This window comes from Vibrio sp. HM8-C (assembly GCF_058630515.1).
On the sequence record NZ_JBMMKS010000022.1, the window covers coordinates 36229 to 54792 of the forward strand.

The window sequence follows — 18564 nt, forward strand, 5'->3', positions numbered from 1 at the left end:
AATTCACCTTATTGTCCGAATGGTAATGGTGGAAGGCTAATACTTAATAGCGTATTAAAAATGAAATAGACACCTAGGGAAAATAATAGAGAAACAATGGCACTCTTTTTCCAAGATGCGATTCCACTGGTAATTGTCATCATGACAACCATAAATAAAAATGTGCTAATAACGTAACCTAAGTGCTCAAATACCAATGCATATCCAACGGAAAGAATACAGGTATACAAAATACGGCGACGGTCATTTTTCTTAGTTTCATCTTCATTGTTCAAGTTTTTATATGCTTGAACTGACGCTGAAAAATTACTTTTCACCAATATTAGAACACCGATTAAAACGGAAATTACTGATATACCAAGAGGGAAATAAATTGGATCCATGGGATTTCCGAATGCGGCTTTAGGCATTGAATAGGACATATATCCATAAATAACGCCAAAACCAATTGCGAATAATCCCGTAAATGCGTCCCAATTCGGACTGACATCATTTTTTTTCATAGGAACAAGACCTTATTACTAGATTTAATTATTTTTAAATCAAGAATAAGAGGGAATATTCCCCTCTTATATTGTAAGAACCAAATATTATTTTTTAGCAAAAATTTCGTCTAAAATTTCTTTATATTGGTCATTGGTTTTTGCTAGGAACTTAGTGAAGTCTTCACCGTTTTGATACGCATTATCCCAGCCATTCCGTTTACGCGCTTCTGCCCATTCAGGTGTTTCAACCATGTTCTTAAGTGCAGTCCCCCAATATGTGACAGCGTAATCAGGCATATCTTTTGGACCAAATAATCCACGCCAGTTTTCAAACGTTGTATCAATGCCTTGTTCTTTTACTGTTGGAATGTCAGCAATAACACCTTCACCAATACGTTTGTCTGCCGTTTGCGCTAAAGCACGCAAATCACCACTTTTAACTAGCTGAACAACGTCACCAAGACCAGTAGAAATAAGGTCTACGTGACCACCCAATACCTGTGCAACAGCGCCACCATCCTGAAATGAGATATAGTCAATCTCATTTAGCTTAGGTACACCCGCAGCTTTAGCAACCATCAGGAATTGAATATGATCCATACTACCAGCTGAAGAAGTGCCGCCTATTTTTACTGACTTAGGATCTTTTTTAAGTGCCTCCATTACTTCCGTGATAGAGGTATATTTGGAACCTTTAGACACAACGAAAGCAGCATAGTCGGTAATTAATCGAGCGAGAGGTGTAGTATCTTGATAGCTATATTTACTTGCTCCCGTTAAATGAGTAAGCAGAATTGGTGGGGAGTAAACTGATATTAAATTGTCTTTACCAACTTGAGTTTGCATATATGCAAGGTTTACTGCACCACCGCCACCTGGTCGGTTAGTAATTGGCATATTAGTATCAACTAATTTGGCATCTTTTAGAGTTTTAGCCACAGTTCGAATGGTTAAATCCCAACCGCCGCCTGCACCTGCTGGAGCAACAAATGACATAGTTTTAGGTGGGTAATCTTTAGCAACTGCGTTACTTAACGGCATAAATGCCACAGAAGCTAAGGCGGTACCAATCATTACACTTTTAAGATTCATGTTCATGGAAATTCCTATTATTGTTATTGGAAACTATCCAACACCTACCTCATTTATATTCGCAAGCTTGGTGTCGATGAATTTATTATCCATGAGACATGTAATGTTATTTGTGAGTTAAAACTCTTCTGATCAGTTCTTTAATGCTGAAAATGGTGTTAATGATTTTTAGTAACTCGCAGCTAAACGTAGATATTTCCTGTACAACAATTGAATAAACAACTGGTATTAGAGAACAAATAGTAATTGTCGGTGACTAACTATAGTATCTAGCTAAAGTCATCGTTAGAGGTAACACAATGAAACGAATCGCTATTATCGGAGCTGGCTGGTTAGGTTTGCCGTTAGCAAAACAGTTACAGCAACTTGGGCATACGGTTTTCGCCAGTAGAACGTCTCAATCAGGGGTTTTAGAGTTAGCCGAGAACCGCATATCCGGATTCATTTGTGACCTCAATAATCCACAAGCTCTTGCTGACACCTTATCTCAATTCAACATCGATACATTAGTGGGTAGTTTTCCTCCGGGGTTTCGTCGTGGACAGGGGGATGAATACATCAGCCAGTGGGAAGCCCTCTGTGAGCAATCTAAAGCAGCGGGCATTGCCAAAATCATCATGATCAGCTCAACCACCGTCTATCCTGACCGTGCCGAAGATATGTCTGAACTTGATGCTACACTTCAACTCGCAACAAATAACGATGAATTCTCAGCCAATGCGAAGAGGATGTTGCAGGCGGAACAAACTGTAATAGACTCTGGCTTGAATTATGTCATTGTTCGATGCAGTGGTTTGATTGGTCCAAATCGTCACCCAGCCCGCTTCGCTTCTAAGCTCAAACAAGTGAGTCGATTAGCCCCTGCAAACATGCTGCATTTAACTGACGCCATTGGAGCGGCAATCTTCGCTATCGAACATCTCGACCATACGATTGTGAACGCTACGACTCCATCGACGGTAAGCAAAGCCGAGTTTTACCAAGCCGCTCTTAACGCCGCAAATTTAGACGATGCTCTCCCTCCCATTGTTGATATCGCAGACAAGCGAATTGTTAGCGACAAGCTCATGAACGCGGGATACACGTTTCACTATTCTCACACTCTGGAGGCCTTGAACGGCGATGAGTAAACGAATTTATCAGCATTTAGAAACGCTTTGGCAATACATGCAAATGGGACATCAGTTAAACAAAGCAGATGTCATCATTGTTCTTGGCAGCAACGATACTCGCGTAGCTGAAGTGGCGACATCTCTATACCATCAAGGTTTAGCACCTCTGCTGGTTTTTTCCGGTGGTCATGGACGCTTTACTGAAGGCTTATTTGAGCGCAGTGAAGCGGTGACATTTGCTCAAGTCGCTAAAGATTGCGGCTTACCAAGTGAAGCGATATTACTAGAGCCTCGTTCAACTAACAGTGGTGAGAATGTCCGCTTTACCTACGAACTTCTAAAGAAAAAAGGCATTACTGCCAAACGAATTTTATTGGTGCAAAAGCCTTATATGGAAAGAAGAGCCTACGCGACATTTATGCAGCAATGGCCTGAAGAGTTAGAATCGTTGCAAGTGACTTCCCAAGCCAACAGCTTCTTTGACTATTTAACGGAAGATCTGACGCTGGATTTTGTCGTCGAAGCACTTATTGGTGATTTTGAACGTATTCAGAATTACCCAGCTAAAGGCTTCCAAATAGAACAGGAAATACCCGAAGAAGTGTTGCAAGCCTATTTAGCATTGAAGCCCTTAGCAGCTTAATCAAGCACCCTGCCTATTAAGTAAAAAATCTGGCGAATAAGAATAAGTTTGATGAACAAAAAAGGATGGCTCAGCCATCCTTTTCCATTTCTAAACGCTATTTACCTAACGCTTCTTTGTAGTGCATTCGGCAGACAGATACATATTTATCATTACCACCGATAGAAACCTGATCACCTTCCGAAATCGCGTTGCCGTGTTCATCAGTACGGATAACCATGTTCGCTTTACGTCCACAATGGCAAATGGTTTTGAGTTCCACCAGCTTATCCGCCCATGAAAGCAGATATTTACTGCCTTCAAACAATTCACCAAGGAAGTCTGTACGCAAGCCATAACATAGTACTGGGATATGAAGTTTATCAACCACTTCCGTCAAGTGATAAACCTGCTCTTTAGATAGGAACTGGCATTCATCAACCAGTACGCAGTGACGTTTTTCATCTTCATTGAGACTTTTGATCACATCAAAAAGGTTTGTTTCAGCTTGAAATAGGTGCGCCTCAGCTTCCAATCCAATACGAGAGCTTACTTTGCCAATGCCATAACGGTCATCAATCGCTGCTGTAAAGATAACTGGCGTCATGCCACGTTCTTGGTAGTTAAAAGACGATTGCAGCAGTGTGGTTGACTTACCTGCATTCATTGCAGAGTAATAAAAATACATCTGAGCCAAGGGACAAATTTCCTATCTAAATATTCGTAAAATCGCACGGCAGTATACAAAGCGAAGACTTTGCATGCCTTGATCTAACCTATAAATAATAAAAAGGGTGGCTAATTAGCCACCCTAAAGATTTCGCAGTTATTACTCTGCTTTTTCTTTGGCAACGGTTACCGCAATCGCCAGCTCTGCAAGAGCGGCAGGGTTTGCCAAACTTGGCGCATCAGTCATTAGACACGCTGCAGCCGTTGTTTTAGGGAACGCAATAACATCACGGATGTTATCTGTACCACATAGCAGCATGACTAGACGGTCAAGACCGAATGCAAGACCTGCGTGTGGAGGCGTACCAAACTTCAGCGCGTCCAGTAGGAAGCCGAACTTAAGTTGTTGTTCATCAGCTTCAATACCTAGGATATCGAATACCGCTGCTTGCATTTTCGCATCGTGAATACGAACAGAACCACCACCTACTTCGTAGCCGTTTAGTACCATGTCGTATGCGTTAGATAGCGCAGAAGTTGGGTTTGCTTTCAACTCTTCCGGAGTCATGTTCAGAGGAGACGTGAATGGGTGGTGCATTGCTGCAACGTTACCTTCACTGTCGCTTTCAAACATTGGGAAGTCGATAACCCATAGTGGAGCCCATGCAGAAGTATCTGTTAGCTCTAGATCTTTACCGACTTTCAAACGTAGCGCACCAATTGCTTCAGCAACGATGTTTGCTTTGTCTGCGCCGAACAGGATGATATCACCAGCTTGAGCACCAGTACGTTCGATGATTGAAGCAATGATCTCTTCTGTTAGGAATTTCGCAACTGGAGATTGAATACCTTCAGCGCCTGCTGCTAGGTCATTCACCTTCATCCATGCCAAACCTTTCGCACCGTAAATTGCTACGAATGCAGTGTACTCATCGATTTGCTTACGGCTCAGCGCAGCGCCACCAGGTACGCGTAAAGCAGCAACACGACCATTTTCGTCGTTAGCCGGACCAGAGAATACTTTGAAGTCTACGTCTTTAAGCAGATCAGCAACATCAACCAACTCTAGCGGGTTACGTAGGTCTGGCTTGTCGCTACCGAAGCGGCGTAATGCTTCTGAGTAAGGCATGATTGGGAACTCACCCAAGTCTACACCTTTCAGCTCTAACCACATTTCACGGATCATCTTTTCAGTCACAGCGCGAACTTGTTCTGCGCTCATGAATGAAGTTTCGATATCGATCTGAGTGAATTCAGGTTGACGGTCAGCACGTAAGTCTTCATCACGGAAACACTTAACGATTTGGTAGTAACGGTCAAAACCAGACATCATCAGCAGCTGTTTGAATAGCTGTGGTGATTGAGGAAGAGCGTAGAAGCTGCCTTTGTGAACACGGCTTGGTACTAAGTAGTCACGAGCGCCTTCTGGAGTCGCTTTAGTCAGTACTGGCGTTTCGATATCTAAGAAGTTATTGCTGTCTAGGAAACGACGAACAAAGCTTGACGCTTTCGCACGCAGTTTAATACGGTCACTCATTTCTGGACGACGTAGGTCCAAGTAACGGTATTTCAGACGTTGCTCTTCAGAGTTCTTTTGGTTGAAGTCTAGTGGCAGAACGTCACTGCGGTTAATGATAGAAAGACCTGTTGCTAGGATTTCTACTTCACCGGTTGCCATATCTTTGTTGATTTGGCTTTCTGGACGAGCGCGAACTTCACCCGTTAACTTGATACAGAATTCATTACGAAGTTGGTTTGCAACTTCAAAAACGTCTGCCATATCCGGATCAACAACTACCTGAACGATACCTTCACGATCTCGCATATCAATGAAGATAAGACCGCCTAAATCACGACGACGGTTAACCCAACCGCACAGTTCCACAGTTTGTCCTGCAAGGGACTTGTTCAGGTGACCACAATAATGGCTACGCATAATGAAATTCCCAATCTCTATATAAGTCATCAAATTCTATGCGACACAGTCTAGACTTTGAAAGCGGTTCTTAAGAACGACGTTTCTTTAAAAATGACTCTGCCGCGGAAAAGTTCCATTTATACGCTGAAAGACGTATAAAATCGACCTTCCAGAATACAATTTGTTGTGTTTTATCTATCGTTGCTGACATTTAGTACAATAAAGCGCCGTTTTAGCGAAAATAGTGTCTGCAAGATAAAAAATTGGCGCTGATTATAGCGCTAAATGATCGTATTCTTCAAAACTCTCGTGACGATAAACAACAAAAAAGAGCAAACAACACTGGCTATGGATGCAATGGAATACCCTCTTCGACTCGGACTGACGATGTGGTCTCACCCTTTCTGGCAGCAGCATTTCTACGGAAGTGGCACTCAAGCATCTCAGCGACTCGAAAAATACGCTCAGGTATTTCATACGGTAGAAGGTAACACCACCTTTTACGCCTCTCCGTCACCTGCAACAGTCAACAATTGGAAAGCAGCAACACCAGAGTCATTCCGATTTACGTTTAAACTGCCGAAATCCATTACTCACCAGAACATGTTGAATGGTTGTCAGGACGAACTGAAAGCCTTTATGAGCCTGATGGAACCGTTACATAGCAAAGTGGGTATGTGGACCATTCAACTACCCGCGGCATTCGGTCCAACTCATCTAGAACAATTGAAAAAGTTTCGACGCTATTTCCCACAACAATTTCCACTAGGTGTTGAAGTAAGACACCCAAGTTTTTTTGCTAAAGGAGATGCTGAGCTTGCATTGAATCAATGGCTAAACGAAGAAAACATCGACCGCATTATTATGGATAGTCGCCCCCTCTTCTCGGCTGAACGCACTTCTGAAGCAATCATTGATGCGCAGCAGAAAAAACCTAGAGTCCCTGTCCATGCTATCTCAACGGGAAACAAACCTATGATTCGCTTCATCGGTCATCCTGATTTAGATGCCAATATGCCCTTCTTCGAACCTTGGATTCAAAAATTGCCCGCATGGATAGATGAGGGTAAACAGCCATACGTTATGATCCACACGCCAGACAACAATTATGCGCCTGAATTAGCGTTGGCAATCTATCAACGCTTACAAAGTGTGGTCACTTTGCCAGATTTGGCTCCATTCCCTGCTCAAAACGATACAAATCAACTAACTATGTTTTAGTAAAAAGTATTTCGGCGTTTTAGAAAGAAATACATAAGCTGCATTTAATGACAGACGGCACATTTTTTCATAAAATACGCGCCTTTTCTTGAACCATCTACTGTTTAAGTAGGCATTGCATCGTCGTGAGGTCAACAATGAACCCAAAAGACACTATCTTTTCTGCCCCAATCGATAAGATTGGCGATTTCACGTTCGATGAGCGTGTGGTTGAAGTCTTTCCAGACATGATTCAACGCTCGGTTCCGGGATACAGCAACATTATTTCTGCCATTGGTATGCTGGCTGAACGATTTGTAAAACCAAACACTCAAGTGTACGACTTAGGTTGTTCCCTTGGTGCTGCGACGCTTTCTATGCGCCGACACATTCAGCAGGAAGGCTGCAATATCATCGCGGTAGACAACTCACACGCCATGATTGAACGTTGTAAGCTACATGTGAATGCTTACCGCTCTGACACTCCCGTAGAAGTCATTGAAGCGGATATTCGTGATATCGAGATCACTAATGCATCTATGGTGGTTTTGAACTTCACTCTGCAATTTCTTTCGCCGGAAGATCGCTATGCTCTGCTAGAAAAAATCTATAAAGGTTTGCGTCCGGGCGGCATTTTGATTGTCTCAGAAAAGTTCGTATTCAATAACGAAAGCGCCCATGAGTTGCTGATCGATCTGCACCATGATTTCAAACGTGCAAATGGCTACAGCGAACTGGAAATCAGCCAAAAACGCAGTGCGATTGAAAACGTTATGCGTCCTGATTCAATTGAACTGCACAAAGAGCGTTTCGCTAAACTCGGTTTCTCTAGTTTCGAAGTTTGGTTCCAGTGCTTTAACTTTGGCTCAATGTTCGCTATCAAATAAGATTTTGGAGGCTGAAGCGTCGCCCTTCGTTTCAGTCACTCATTTTGTATTAGGGTCTTTGTTTTTGATTAGGATTCTCCATGTTGAATTTTGCTAATGTCTATCAATTGCTTGCGCAAGACACTCGCCTACAACCTTGGCTCAATGTTTTGCCTCAACAACTTACTGACTGGCAACAACAACCTCACGGTGATTTAGATCGCTGGTTGCGCGCTCTGAACAAAATCTCTAGCTCACAGCCGGATAATATCGACTTAAAAGAGTCGGTAACTGTGAGCAATAACGAACCGCTTTCTACCGGCGAACAAAAGAAACTAGAGAACCTTTTAAAGACGTTTCACCCTTGGCGTAAGGGTCCGTACCACCTACACGGTATCCACATTGATACAGAATGGCGTTCAGACTGGAAATGGGATCGCTTGCTTCCGCACATTTCTCCACTCAAGAACCGTTCAGTATTAGATGTCGGTTGTGGTAATGGCTACCACATGTGGCGCATGCTCGGTGAAGGGGCTTATCAAGTGATAGGCATTGATCCTTCAGAACTGTTCCTTGTTCAGTTCGAAGCCGTGCGTAAGTTGATGGGCGACAACCAAAAAGTTCACCTATTACCACTAGGTATTGAGCAACTTCCTGAATTAAAAGCCTTTGATACTGTGTTTAGCATGGGCGTTCTCTATCATCGTCGTTCGCCAATCGATCATCTAATCCAACTAAAAAACCAGTTGGTGTCTGGTGGTGAACTGGTGTTAGAGACTTTAGTCATCGAAGGCGATGAAAACGCAGTATTAGTTCCATTTGACCGCTACGCGCAAATGCGCAATGTCTACTTCTTCCCATCGGCTTTAGCATTAAAAGCATGGTTAGAAAAAGTGGGCTTTGTAGATGTAAGAATCGTTGATGAAAACGTCACATCACTGGGTGAACAACGTAGCACCGAATGGATGACGCACAACTCTCTACCAGATTACATCGACCCAAATGATCCGACCAAAACGGTCGAAGGTTACCCTGCGCCAAGACGTGCAATTCTGGTTGCGAAGAATCCATAATCATTGCAACCAATTTGCTGAAACAACTTAGGGTGGCAGCCTTGCCTCTCTAAGTTGCTCAAAAGCTCAAAAATCCTCTGCAGCCAAAGCAAATAAAGGATTTTTTGACACAGTTTTAACTCTCTTCTTTACTTTCACCGCTATTCTATCTCACGGATGAAATAGTCATCCTTGTTTCAACAATTATCACTGAAAAAACAAATATATAAGGCCGTAAATGTTTAAGCACATAGTACCAATCGTAGCTCTAAGCATGCTTTCTGGTTGCACCCTAATGAATGGGGATGAATATCACCAAGCCACTCTTACCGCGATTCAGCAGTCAAATTCTCAAATCACTAACGAAATAAGCAATTTACAGCTTCAACTGAGTAACCAAAGTGATTATATCGATAGCCTAGAAAGCAAGGTTTTGACCCTAGCTGATGATGTTAAAGAGCTAAAAACTATCGCAGCAGAAAAGCCTGAGCCAAAAGTCGTCAAAAAGCCTTCTTCAAAAAAACCTCTTGTTTCTAAACCACAATCCCAACATAAGCTGGTACTGGGTGAGATAGAACACGTAGAGATCAAAGCGTTAGACCAAATCTTTGATGCTCGTGTCGATACTGGCGCAGCGACTTCATCACTTAATGCGATTGATATTTCAGAATTTGAACGTAACGGTAAACAGTGGGTTCGTTTTCATTTATCGGATGGAGCCAACAAACCCGATGATTCTAACTGGATAGAATCTCCAATTATTCGTTACGTACGCATCCGCCAATCAACCAATGAAGAGACTGAAAGACGTGCAGTTGTTCAGCTATGGGTTAAAATTGGTAGTATCAATGAAAAAACAGAATTTACGCTGGCAGACCGTTCTCAAATGAGCCATCCTATTCTCCTTGGGCGTGAATTTATTCGCGACATAGCTGTGGTGGATGTGAGTCGCAAATACATTCATACAGAGACAAATTAATAACAAAAATAAAGGTAACTTATGACGTCAAGAGTTCCGTTTTATCTATCAGTATTTTTGCTGATTGCGGCTGGGATTGCTCTAAGCGTACTCCGTCATCAAAACTATGGAGTACCCTGGACACCAGGTGAAACCCGACAAATTTGGGATATTGAAGCTAGGATTGAATTTAACGCGCTGGGAAATGAAGCTAAAGTTTCCCTAGCCGCACCCCACACTCAAAATGGATACACCCTTATAGGCGAAACAGCCTCCTCTCCCGGTTATGGTGTTTCCTATGTCAGTGACCAGTCCGGTCGACGCGCAGAATGGTCCATTCGCCAAGCACAAGGCCCTCAAACGATTTACTACAAAACGCAATTCTTAGTAGACCCACAAGCTAAAGTCACTATGGTTCCACCGATGCAAGAAGTGGTAAAACCAACTTTTGAAGGTCCTGTAGAAACTGCCGCTGTCGCTTTGATTAATCGTGCCACTGAACGCTCTGCTGACGATATCTCTTTCGCACGAGAACTCATCAAAAACCTTAACGACTCGGAAAGCCAGAACGCTGCCCTACTGACCAATAAAATGAGCAAAGTAGAAGCGGCGGAAAAACTGCTTTCTTACGCGCAGATCCCAAACAAAGTGGTTGGCGTAATTCATCTTGAAGATGGCCGTCGTCGCCAGACTATTCAGCACATGAACCAAGTGTGGGATGGTAAAAAATGGGTGCTGTTTAACCCAGAAACGGGCACGCAGCCATCTCATCCAAACTTGCTTGTTTGGGATGAATCCAACGTATCTTTGCTTGATGTCATTGGTGGTCGTAACAGCCAAGTTCACTTCAGCATGATTGCTCAAGAAGTGTCACCACAACAGGCAACCAACAACAAAGTTGAAGCTGACGGCCTATTAAACCTGTCAATTCACAGCTTGCCATTAGAAGAGCAAGCCATGTTTAAAACCATTATGTTGATTCCGATCGGCGCTCTGATTGTTGTGTTCCTTCGCGTCATTATTGGTTTGAAGACATCAGGCACGTTCATGCCTGTACTTATCGCTGTTGCATTCGTTCAGACACAATTGACAACGGGTATCGTTGGCTTTCTATTGATTGTCGGCACAGGTCTGATTATCCGAAGTTACCTGTCAAAACTTAACTTGCTGTTGGTAGCGAGGATCTCTGCGGTCATCATCGCAGTAATACTGATTATTTCTATCTTCACTGTTGTGGCTTTCAAGATTGGCTTAACTGAAGGCTTAACCATTACATTCTTCCCGATGATTATCCTGTCTTGGACAATCGAACGTATGTCCATTCTTTGGGAAGAAGAAGGTGCGAAAGAGGTTCTACTGCAAGGTGGTGGCTCACTTCTTACAGCGGTATTGATTTACTTGGCAATGACTAACTCATATGTACAGCATCTGACCTTTAACTTCATCGGTCTACAACTGATTGTTCTAGGTATTATCTTGCTACTAGGTACATACACAGGTTACCGCATTACTGAGTTGCGTCGATTTAAGCCTCTTGTAGACGGAGACTGATATGTTTTTAAATCTCTCCGAATACACATCGCCCTTTAAGCTAAAACGTAAAGGGATAATGGGAATGAACAAGCGTAATCACGCTTACATTGGTCGCTATAATGACCGTTCAAAATACCCATTGGTAGATGACAAGTTAAAGACCAAGCTGATTGCACAACAGGCAGGCGCAACGGTACCAAAGCTGATTGGTGTCGTCAGTAACCAAGGTGACGTTAAACACATCCACGAGATGGTTAAAGACTGGCCCGGCTTTGTAATCAAGCCTGCTCGCGGAAGTGGCGGCAAAGGTATTTTGGTTATCACCTCTCACAAAGATGGTGTGTATACCAAGCCTTCAGGCGCAACCATCAACAAGGAAGATGTAGAACGCCATGTGAGTAATGCACTAGCGGGCTTGTTCTCTTTGGGTGGTAAGAATGACGTGGCTGTGGTTGAAAACCTGATTAAGTTTGATGACTGCTTTGATGGCTTCAGTTACGAAGGTGTGCCAGATGTGCGCATCATCGTATTTAAAGGCTACCCAGTAATGGCAATGATGCGTCTATCTACATCCGCGTCCGATGGTAAAGCCAACCTGCACCAAGGTGCGGTTGGTGTTGGCATTGATATAGCGACGGGTAAAGCTGTACGAGCGGTACAGTTCAACCGCCCTGTGACGCTTCATCCAGATACAGGCAAAGAACTCAAAACTCTTGAGGTTCCGCATTGGGAGCGCTTATTGACGCTGGCAGCCAGCGCTTGGGAGATGACAGGATTAGGTTACATGGGTACAGATATGGTTCTCGATAAAGAAGAAGGACCAATGGTACTGGAACTCAATGCTCGTCCGGGTCTTGCAATACAGATAGCAAACGGCGCAGGTCTACTGCCACGTTTACAACATATCGAAAACCTCGGCACTCCGATGATTTACCCATCAGCCGAACAGCGCGTTGCTTACGCCGCAAGACACTTTGGCGTCAAATAAGAGATACGCTGCTATTTAATCCGTAAAAGCCAGAGATTGATTCTCTGGCTTTTTTGTCACTATAGAATCGACACCAATAGCTGAAAGGCATCAGTCACTTTAGCCTTACTATTCGTTCTGTTATTTTTGGGCTGTCGCTTTGAAACCCAATACAGTTTTGAGACCCAACACGGAAAAAAATCTGCGATAAGCATCTAAGGTTAACTGTACGTGACTAATTGATATCTGAGGATATTTGATGCGTGCATTCCACTACCTAGTTTTACTACTTAGCTTAAGCTACCTACCCTTTGCTCAGGCTGAAAGTGCCACTGATATCGTCGATAAGTCAGACAAACAAATGCGTGGCGAGTCCAGTTACAGTGTGGCGACGATGAACATTGTGCGTCCTGACTGGACACGCAGTATGAGTATGAAAAGTTGGACAAAGGGACGAGACTATTCTTTGGTTCTGGTTACTGCTCCAGCAAAAGACAAAGGCACGGTGTCACTTAAACGCTTTCGAGAAATGTGGAATTGGGTTCCATCAATTGAGCGTGTCATCAAAATAGCCCCATCCATGTTAAGCCAGTCTTGGATGGGCTCTGACTTTACCAACGATGATTTGATTAATCAGTCTTCCATTGTTGTCGATTATTCTCATGAGTTGGTGAAAGAAGAGCCCTTCGACAATGAACTTACCTATGTCATAGACGCATCAGCCAAGCCAGATGCGCCTGTTGTTTGGAGTCACGTGAGATTATGGATTTCAAAACAGACTTATTTGCAGCGTAAGGCCGAGTTTTATGATGAGTTCGGTGAATTGGTCAACACTATGCAGACGTTCGACATTAAGCCTATGGGAGGACGTGTATTAGCCACACGACTCGAGATGATTCCTGCCAATAAAATGGGATATAAAACCGAGTTTATAACTCATGAAGCACAGTTTGATTTTGATATTGAGGAATCCTTTTTTTCTCAACAACAAATGAAACAGCTCAGGGACTGACCAATGTTAGTGACTTTAGCATGGCGCAATATCTGGAGACAAAAGCGGCGAACCCTAGTCACCGCAGCGGCGCTTGCCCTTGCGCTATTTTTGTCTCTTACCATGCGCGCTATGCAAGAAGGCAGTTACGCGATTAGCATTGATAATGCTGCACGTTTTTACACCGGATTAATCCAACTCCAACATCCCGATTATCAAGAAAGCCAAAGTATTAACGACCTGCTGCCGATGAATGACGACTTTCTTAAATCCGTTATCACCAACAAAGCGCTCTCATTTCACCTGCCTCGTATAGAATCCTTTGCTCTTGCCGCCTCTGGCGAGCGTTCCAAAGGCGTAATGATCATTGGTGCAATCCCAACTGATGAAGATAAATACTCCCACCTCAGCAACAAATTAATTAAAGGCAATTTCCTTACTAACACAGACCGTCAAGTATTAGTGGGTGAAAGGCTCGCAAACTATTTTCACTTAACCGTTGGCGATGAGATTATCCTTTATGGACAGGGCTATCACGGTCAGACAGCCGCAGGATTGTATCCTGTTAAGGGCATACTCCGTTTTCCCCTCCCTCAACTCGATAGCCAATTGATATATATGCCCCTCTCATTGGCGCAAGAACTCTATTCAACCGGAGAGCAAGTAACTGCTTGGGTTTTGCATACCTATGATCTAAACCAAGTCGAAGCTACTGCCCAAATGTTGCAACAAAGCTATAAAAACGAAGTGAATGTTCGCAGATGGCAACAATTAGCGCCTGAACTGGCACAGCAAATCATGATGGATAAGATAAGCGGCATCTTCATGTTATACATTTTATATGGCGTGGTTGGCTTTGGCTTATTCGCCACTATCACCATGATGACGCTCGAGCGACAAAGAGAGTTCGCCGTTATGCTGGCAACAGGAATGTTGCGGACAAAGCTCATTCACCTAGTGGTTGCTGAATCTGCTTTTATCGCACTCTTAGGCATCACTATAGGACTTCTGCTCTCATTCCCTTTGCTGACTTACTTGTATTTCAATCCAATCCAAATGACAGGTGACGCCGCACAAATGATGTTGGAGTCGGGATTCGAACCTATTCTCCCAGTACAGATCCGCCTATCAATGATTACCAATCAAATCATTGCTGTGTTGCTCTTGCTTCTACTTAGTCTGATTTATCCGATTATCAGGGTTACGCGATTAAATCTTGCAACAAGCCTCAAAGGGGGTGCACATGCTGATTAAACTCGCTTGGCGCAACCTTTGGCGAAATAAGCTTCGAACTGGAATCATGCTGGGTGCGATAGTTTTTGGCTTAATGGGAGTCGTCGTCATGCTAGGCTTTATGTCGGGCATGGTCGATAACATGGTCAATAACGCCATTTCTTGGCAAATCAGCCATGTTCAAATTCACAACAAACGTTATCTGGATAATCCAGACATTAATGCCACCATCGACGACTCAGAGTCACTGATACAACGCTTATCTACTGATCCGCAAGTACTCTCCTTTTCCGCCCGATTCCTTGTGGACGGCATGATAGGCTCAGCGCACAGCAATAAAGGCGTGCGAATAAACGGTGTTGATGCAGATAGTGAAGCAATTCAAACACCTTTGGCATCGCACATTGAGCAAGGTGAATGGTTTTCAACACAGGACAAAAAGCCATTACTGATATCTCAGAAAACCGCACATAGACTAAAACTTCGCGTAGGCTCAAAAGCAGTACTGACTTTTACAGATGGCAATGGCGAGGTCACTGGCGCTGCCTTTCGTGTAAAAGGCATATTTAAATCCCCCTCGACAAACTTCGACGACATGAACGTTTACGTTCCTTTAGATGACTTACGCAAAATCGCTTCCGTCGGTGGAGTACACGAAATTGCATTACTTATGAAGGGAAAACAAAACGCCGATGACAGGCAACCCGTCGTTGATTTTCGCCAGCATATTTCTGGGTATCTAACTCCATCGAGCGTCGCTAGAGATTGGACACAAATACAACCTCTTCTTGCTTCCATGCTTGCAACAATGGGATTTAGCAGCGCCATCATGCTCGGCATATTCATGTTGGCGATGGGCTTTGGAATCATCAATGTGATGCTGATGTCCGTATTTGAGCGCACTCAGGAATTTAGAGTGTTGATGGCGGTAGGTATGCAAAAACACAAGGTATTCGGTCTAATTTTACTCGAAAGCTTGTGGATGGGTGTTTGTGGCGCAACGCTCGGTTTGATTAGCTGCTTTGGTTTAATTCAGTGTCTGCAAATAACTGGATTGCCTTTGGGCAGTATGGCTGAGGGGCTTGGCGCCTATGGTGTCGATACCATACTTTATCCCCGAGTCTCCGCTTATGAATACATGACCATATTTATCACGGTAGCCTTTTCTGCTCTGGTAGCCGCGTTATATCCAGCAAGGCAAATATTGAAAAAGAAACCAGCGCAAGCTATGGCGGAGAAACATTAATGAGCATTGAGATTCGTAAGCTATGCAAAATCTACAATGAAAAATCTGACTTTCCTGTTCACGCTGTACGCGAATTAGATCTGAGCATTGAACAAGGAGAGTTTATCGCCATTATGGGACCTTCCGGCTCTGGAAAGACCACGTTGTTGAATATGCTTGGGGGAATCGATAAACCAACGTCCGGTGTCGTAAATATCGATGGCTGCGATATCTGCACTTTATCAGAAAAAGAGCAAATTGCGTTTCGCCGCGACCATATTGGTTTTATCTTTCAGGATTACAGTTTACTCCCCGTCCTTACTGCCTTGGAAAACGTTGAATTCATTATGCAATTGCAAGGAAAATCAGAAGCCGAGTGCCGACAAAGAGCAACAGAGCTTCTCAAACAGGTGGGGTTGGAGAAGCAAATGCATAAGCGACCAACAAAATTATCAGGTGGTCAACAACAAAGAGTGGCGGTTGCTCGTGCGTTGGCGTCTCGTCCTCGATTTATCATGGCTGATGAACCCACAGCTAATCTGGATGCAGACAGCACAGCAGAGCTACTCAACATCATGCAACAGCTGAACGAAAAAGAAGGAACCACCTTTATTTTTTCGACTCATGACCCACGCGTGATCACTCGCGCCAAAAGAGTCATCGTATTTGAAGACGGACGATTAACCTCGGATAGTCTTAATGTTTAGTGCGTGCAGAAGTGCTATGAACATCGCCAAGCGATTTAGCAAAAAGCTATCGTTTAACAAAAAAACATGGTGGTTCAGCTTATTGCTATCAGGACTTTTGCCGAGCATCAGTTATGCGCAAGTGCCAGGATTAGCTCCACAGAATAACTGGGATTTAACTGGTTACATCGATTATCGAATGAGCCACTACTGGATAGAAAATTCAGAAAACGCCTTTGAACAATCCATACAGCAAAGGTTTAACTACGAATATCGTCCGTCTGAAAACTTGTGGTTTAACTCTGCTTTACGCAACCGTATTACTTATGGTGAAACCGTCAAAGCACAAGGCTACGCACAATGGTTTGGTCGAGATTCTGGTTACATGGATCTCTCACATAACTGGTTGGAAGAAGAGCAACTCGTTGCGAACAGCCAGATTGACCGAGCCTACATGACTTGGCAAGACGCGAACTGGTTATTACAAGGAGGGCGCTTTCGAATAAACTGGGGCATGACAACCATATGGAATCCAAACGATATTTTTAATACCTACTCTGTCTATGACACCGACTACATTGAACGTCCGGGCACTGATGGGGCTTTAATTCGCCGACAACTCGGTTTTGCCAGTAGCATTGAAGTAGCATTCACTCCTGCCCAACAATCCGACCAACAACGCTACGCAACGCGATACTATTTCAACCGTTCGGGTTGGGATGGTCAGCTCATTGCAGGTAAATCAGAATACGATCGATTTGTTGGTTTCGGTTTTAGCGGGGACATCAGTGGCGCTGGAATTCGTGGTGAAAGCAGTTATTTCAATCCAGAGGATGACGCTCAAGATAAGCCATTGAGTGATACTGTGATATCAAGTGTCGAAACGGATTACAGTTTTGCTAGCCAACGTAACTGGACAATAAAACTCGGACTGTTGCATACATCCAGCCCACAAACACCCGACAGCTCATTAAACTATTTCACTCAACCGCTCACCACCCGAACGTTAAGTTTTACCCGCTATACTGGATACGCAGAAGCCGGATTTGACCTAACACCACTTAATCGAAGTACTCTTTCGGTTATTTATTATCAGGATGATTCCATCTATCTGATTTATAGCAATCAATACTCACTTGCCGATAATTGGCAATTGACCACCAGCATTCAACACTTTGACGGACCAAAATCGAGTTTATTTGGCATGTCGACAACGACTATTGTCTATGGCTCGATACGCTGGGATTGGTGATAAACGATCTGAAAGAGCCATCTAATTCATCAACCACCCAATGCAGTTTATCTGCTGTCCCTTATATGCTTAATCACCAAAGCAGGGCGAGTTGTTTCCAAAGATGTGCAGAACGCATAGCAAATGCCGCGCTACCAACGTTCACCCCAATAAACAAGGAAAGTCTGCCGAGATTTATTCTGGTACGGCGATTGCTCTGCACAATGTGCAATTTCTTTACTAGGAGTAACACTTTGTCGAACAACAATATTACTTTTCACATGATTGAAGGTGGACCAACACCAGTTGCACCATTTAGCCATGCAACAGAATGCGATGGATTTGTTTTCGTCACCGGTCAAATGCCAGACCAACCCGATTCACCTGGAGTTTTGCCTGAAGGCATTGAAGCTCAAACGGCCAATGTTATGGCTAATTTGAGTATTGTTTTAAAAGGTTTGGGACTGAGCCTCCATGACGTTGTTATGAGTCGCGTATTTCTCACACGCTTTAAAGAAGACTACGCCACATTCAATTCGGTATACAAAACCTATTTTGACGAAGGTCGCTTACCCGCTCGCACTTGTGTTGGTGTTACAGGACTTGCCTATGATGCCCTTGTGGAAATAGACCTTGTTGTGAGGCGTCCTTCAAGTTGAGAACAAAGTGTAGAACTCTTTGAAACAAAAATTAGCACATACAAAAACGCCTTCATAGATGTGAA

General features: G+C 43.6%; 18 protein-coding genes. 14 read left to right on the forward strand and 4 right to left on the reverse strand.

Annotated elements, in window-relative coordinates; all coding sequences use genetic code 11:
• Positions 1 to 8 precede the first annotated feature (8 nt).
• Positions 9 to 503, reverse strand: a complete 495-nt coding sequence (locus ACOSVQ_RS19235) for a tripartite tricarboxylate transporter TctB family protein (protein WP_491984057.1) — start codon at positions 501 to 503, stop codon at positions 9 to 11.
• A gap of 87 nt (positions 504 to 590) precedes the next feature.
• Positions 591 to 1583, reverse strand: coding sequence for a Bug family tripartite tricarboxylate transporter substrate binding protein (locus ACOSVQ_RS19240; protein ID WP_491984058.1), 993 nt, complete (start codon positions 1581 to 1583; stop codon positions 591 to 593).
• Between the two features lie 293 nt (positions 1584 to 1876).
• Between ACOSVQ_RS19240 and ACOSVQ_RS19245 the strand changes: the two genes are divergently transcribed.
• The gene (locus ACOSVQ_RS19245) at positions 1877 to 2707 is read left to right on the forward strand and encodes an NAD(P)H-binding protein (RefSeq protein WP_491984059.1); all 831 of its coding nucleotides are present in this window, start codon (positions 1877 to 1879) and stop codon (positions 2705 to 2707) included.
• A complete protein-coding gene (locus ACOSVQ_RS19250; protein ID WP_491984060.1) occupies positions 2700 to 3332 on the forward strand; it encodes a YdcF family protein in 633 nt (210 codons plus the stop codon). The genes ACOSVQ_RS19245 and ACOSVQ_RS19250 overlap by 8 nt, the downstream gene beginning before the upstream one ends.
• A 97-nt stretch (positions 3333 to 3429) precedes the next feature.
• Here the strand turns inward: ACOSVQ_RS19250 and ACOSVQ_RS19255 are convergent, their stop codons facing one another.
• Both ACOSVQ_RS19255 and aspS read right to left on the reverse strand, forming a co-directional pair.
• Positions 3430 to 4008, reverse strand: coding sequence for a thymidine kinase (locus ACOSVQ_RS19255; RefSeq protein ID WP_491984061.1), 579 nt, complete (start codon positions 4006 to 4008; stop codon positions 3430 to 3432).
• Between the two features lie 132 nt (positions 4009 to 4140).
• Positions 4141 to 5916: an aspartate--tRNA ligase gene (gene aspS / locus ACOSVQ_RS19260; protein WP_491984062.1), complete on the reverse strand. Its 1776-nt coding sequence runs from the start codon at positions 5914 to 5916 to the stop codon at positions 4141 to 4143.
• 339 nt (positions 5917 to 6255) lie between these two features.
• Between aspS and ACOSVQ_RS19265 the strand changes: the two genes are divergently transcribed.
• The 12 genes from ACOSVQ_RS19265 to ACOSVQ_RS19320 all read left to right on the forward strand — a co-directional run bounded on the left by ACOSVQ_RS19265 (position 6256) and on the right by ACOSVQ_RS19320 (position 18499).
• A complete protein-coding gene (locus tag ACOSVQ_RS19265; RefSeq protein ID WP_491984084.1) occupies positions 6256 to 7119 on the forward strand; it encodes a DUF72 domain-containing protein in 864 nt (287 codons plus the stop codon).
• Between the two features lie 137 nt (positions 7120 to 7256).
• On the forward strand, positions 7257 to 7985 hold the full coding sequence (gene cmoA, locus ACOSVQ_RS19270) for a carboxy-S-adenosyl-L-methionine synthase CmoA (protein ID WP_491984063.1): 729 nt from the start codon (positions 7257 to 7259) through the stop codon (positions 7983 to 7985).
• An 80-nt stretch (positions 7986 to 8065) separates the two neighbouring features.
• The gene (gene cmoB, locus ACOSVQ_RS19275; protein ID WP_491984064.1) at positions 8066 to 9037 is read left to right on the forward strand and encodes a tRNA 5-methoxyuridine(34)/uridine 5-oxyacetic acid(34) synthase CmoB; all 972 of its coding nucleotides are present in this window, start codon (positions 8066 to 8068) and stop codon (positions 9035 to 9037) included.
• 217 nt (positions 9038 to 9254) lie between these two features.
• Positions 9255 to 9995: an ATP-dependent zinc protease family protein gene (locus tag ACOSVQ_RS19280; RefSeq protein WP_491984065.1), complete on the forward strand. Its 741-nt coding sequence runs from the start codon at positions 9255 to 9257 to the stop codon at positions 9993 to 9995.
• Between the two features lie 21 nt (positions 9996 to 10016).
• Positions 10017 to 11525 carry an inactive transglutaminase family protein gene (locus ACOSVQ_RS19285; RefSeq protein ID WP_491984066.1) on the forward strand — a complete coding sequence of 503 codons (1509 nt, stop codon included), beginning with the start codon at positions 10017 to 10019 and terminating at the stop codon, positions 11523 to 11525.
• Between the two features lies 1 nt (position 11526).
• A complete protein-coding gene (locus ACOSVQ_RS19290) occupies positions 11527 to 12495 on the forward strand; it encodes an alpha-L-glutamate ligase-like protein (protein WP_491984067.1) in 969 nt (322 codons plus the stop codon).
• Between the two features lie 238 nt (positions 12496 to 12733).
• Positions 12734 to 13486 (forward strand): outer membrane lipoprotein-sorting protein, encoded by a 753-nt coding sequence (locus ACOSVQ_RS19295; protein ID WP_491984068.1) that lies wholly within the window; start codon positions 12734 to 12736, stop codon positions 13484 to 13486.
• Between the two features lie 3 nt (positions 13487 to 13489).
• Positions 13490 to 14719, forward strand: a complete 1230-nt coding sequence (locus ACOSVQ_RS19300; protein ID WP_491984069.1) for an ABC transporter permease — start codon at positions 13490 to 13492, stop codon at positions 14717 to 14719.
• Complete coding sequence (locus tag ACOSVQ_RS19305; protein ID WP_491984070.1) at positions 14709 to 15944, forward strand: ABC transporter permease; 1236 nt, start codon at positions 14709 to 14711, stop codon at positions 15942 to 15944. Before ACOSVQ_RS19300 ends, ACOSVQ_RS19305 begins: the two co-directional genes overlap by 11 nt.
• Positions 15944 to 16630 carry an ABC transporter ATP-binding protein gene (locus tag ACOSVQ_RS19310; RefSeq protein ID WP_491984071.1) on the forward strand — a complete coding sequence of 229 codons (687 nt, stop codon included), beginning with the start codon at positions 15944 to 15946 and terminating at the stop codon, positions 16628 to 16630. Before ACOSVQ_RS19305 ends, ACOSVQ_RS19310 begins: the two co-directional genes overlap by 1 nt.
• Positions 16631 to 16646: 16 nt before the next feature.
• Positions 16647 to 17861: a hypothetical protein gene (locus ACOSVQ_RS19315; protein WP_491984072.1), complete on the forward strand. Its 1215-nt coding sequence runs from the start codon at positions 16647 to 16649 to the stop codon at positions 17859 to 17861.
• A 233-nt stretch (positions 17862 to 18094) separates the two neighbouring features.
• On the forward strand, positions 18095 to 18499 hold the full coding sequence (locus ACOSVQ_RS19320; protein WP_491984073.1) for a RidA family protein: 405 nt from the start codon (positions 18095 to 18097) through the stop codon (positions 18497 to 18499).
• Positions 18500 to 18564: the final 65 nt, after the last annotated feature.

Coding starts and splice junctions, on each gene's coding strand:
- ACOSVQ_RS19235 (WP_491984057.1), bottom strand. CDS start 503: ATGAAAAAAAATGATGTCAGTCCGAATTGGGACGCATTTACGGGATTA.
- ACOSVQ_RS19240 (WP_491984058.1), bottom strand. CDS start 1,583: ATGAACATGAATCTTAAAAGTGTAATGATTGGTACCGCCTTAGCTTCT.
- ACOSVQ_RS19245 (WP_491984059.1), top strand. CDS start 1,877: ATGAAACGAATCGCTATTATCGGAGCTGGCTGGTTAGGTTTGCCGTTA.
- ACOSVQ_RS19250 (WP_491984060.1), top strand. CDS start 2,700: ATGAGTAAACGAATTTATCAGCATTTAGAAACGCTTTGGCAATACATG.
- aspS (WP_491984062.1), bottom strand. CDS start 5,916: ATGCGTAGCCATTATTGTGGTCACCTGAACAAGTCCCTTGCAGGACAA.
- ACOSVQ_RS19265 (WP_491984084.1), top strand. CDS start 6,256: ATGGAATACCCTCTTCGACTCGGACTGACGATGTGGTCTCACCCTTTC.
- cmoA (WP_491984063.1), top strand. CDS start 7,257: ATGAACCCAAAAGACACTATCTTTTCTGCCCCAATCGATAAGATTGGC.
- cmoB (WP_491984064.1), top strand. CDS start 8,066: ATGTTGAATTTTGCTAATGTCTATCAATTGCTTGCGCAAGACACTCGC.
- ACOSVQ_RS19280 (WP_491984065.1), top strand. CDS start 9,255: ATGTTTAAGCACATAGTACCAATCGTAGCTCTAAGCATGCTTTCTGGT.
- ACOSVQ_RS19285 (WP_491984066.1), top strand. CDS start 10,017: ATGACGTCAAGAGTTCCGTTTTATCTATCAGTATTTTTGCTGATTGCG.
- ACOSVQ_RS19290 (WP_491984067.1), top strand. CDS start 11,527: ATGTTTTTAAATCTCTCCGAATACACATCGCCCTTTAAGCTAAAACGT.
- ACOSVQ_RS19295 (WP_491984068.1), top strand. CDS start 12,734: ATGCGTGCATTCCACTACCTAGTTTTACTACTTAGCTTAAGCTACCTA.
- ACOSVQ_RS19300 (WP_491984069.1), top strand. CDS start 13,490: ATGTTAGTGACTTTAGCATGGCGCAATATCTGGAGACAAAAGCGGCGA.
- ACOSVQ_RS19305 (WP_491984070.1), top strand. CDS start 14,709: ATGCTGATTAAACTCGCTTGGCGCAACCTTTGGCGAAATAAGCTTCGA.
- ACOSVQ_RS19310 (WP_491984071.1), top strand. CDS start 15,944: ATGAGCATTGAGATTCGTAAGCTATGCAAAATCTACAATGAAAAATCT.
- ACOSVQ_RS19315 (WP_491984072.1), top strand. CDS start 16,647: ATGAACATCGCCAAGCGATTTAGCAAAAAGCTATCGTTTAACAAAAAA.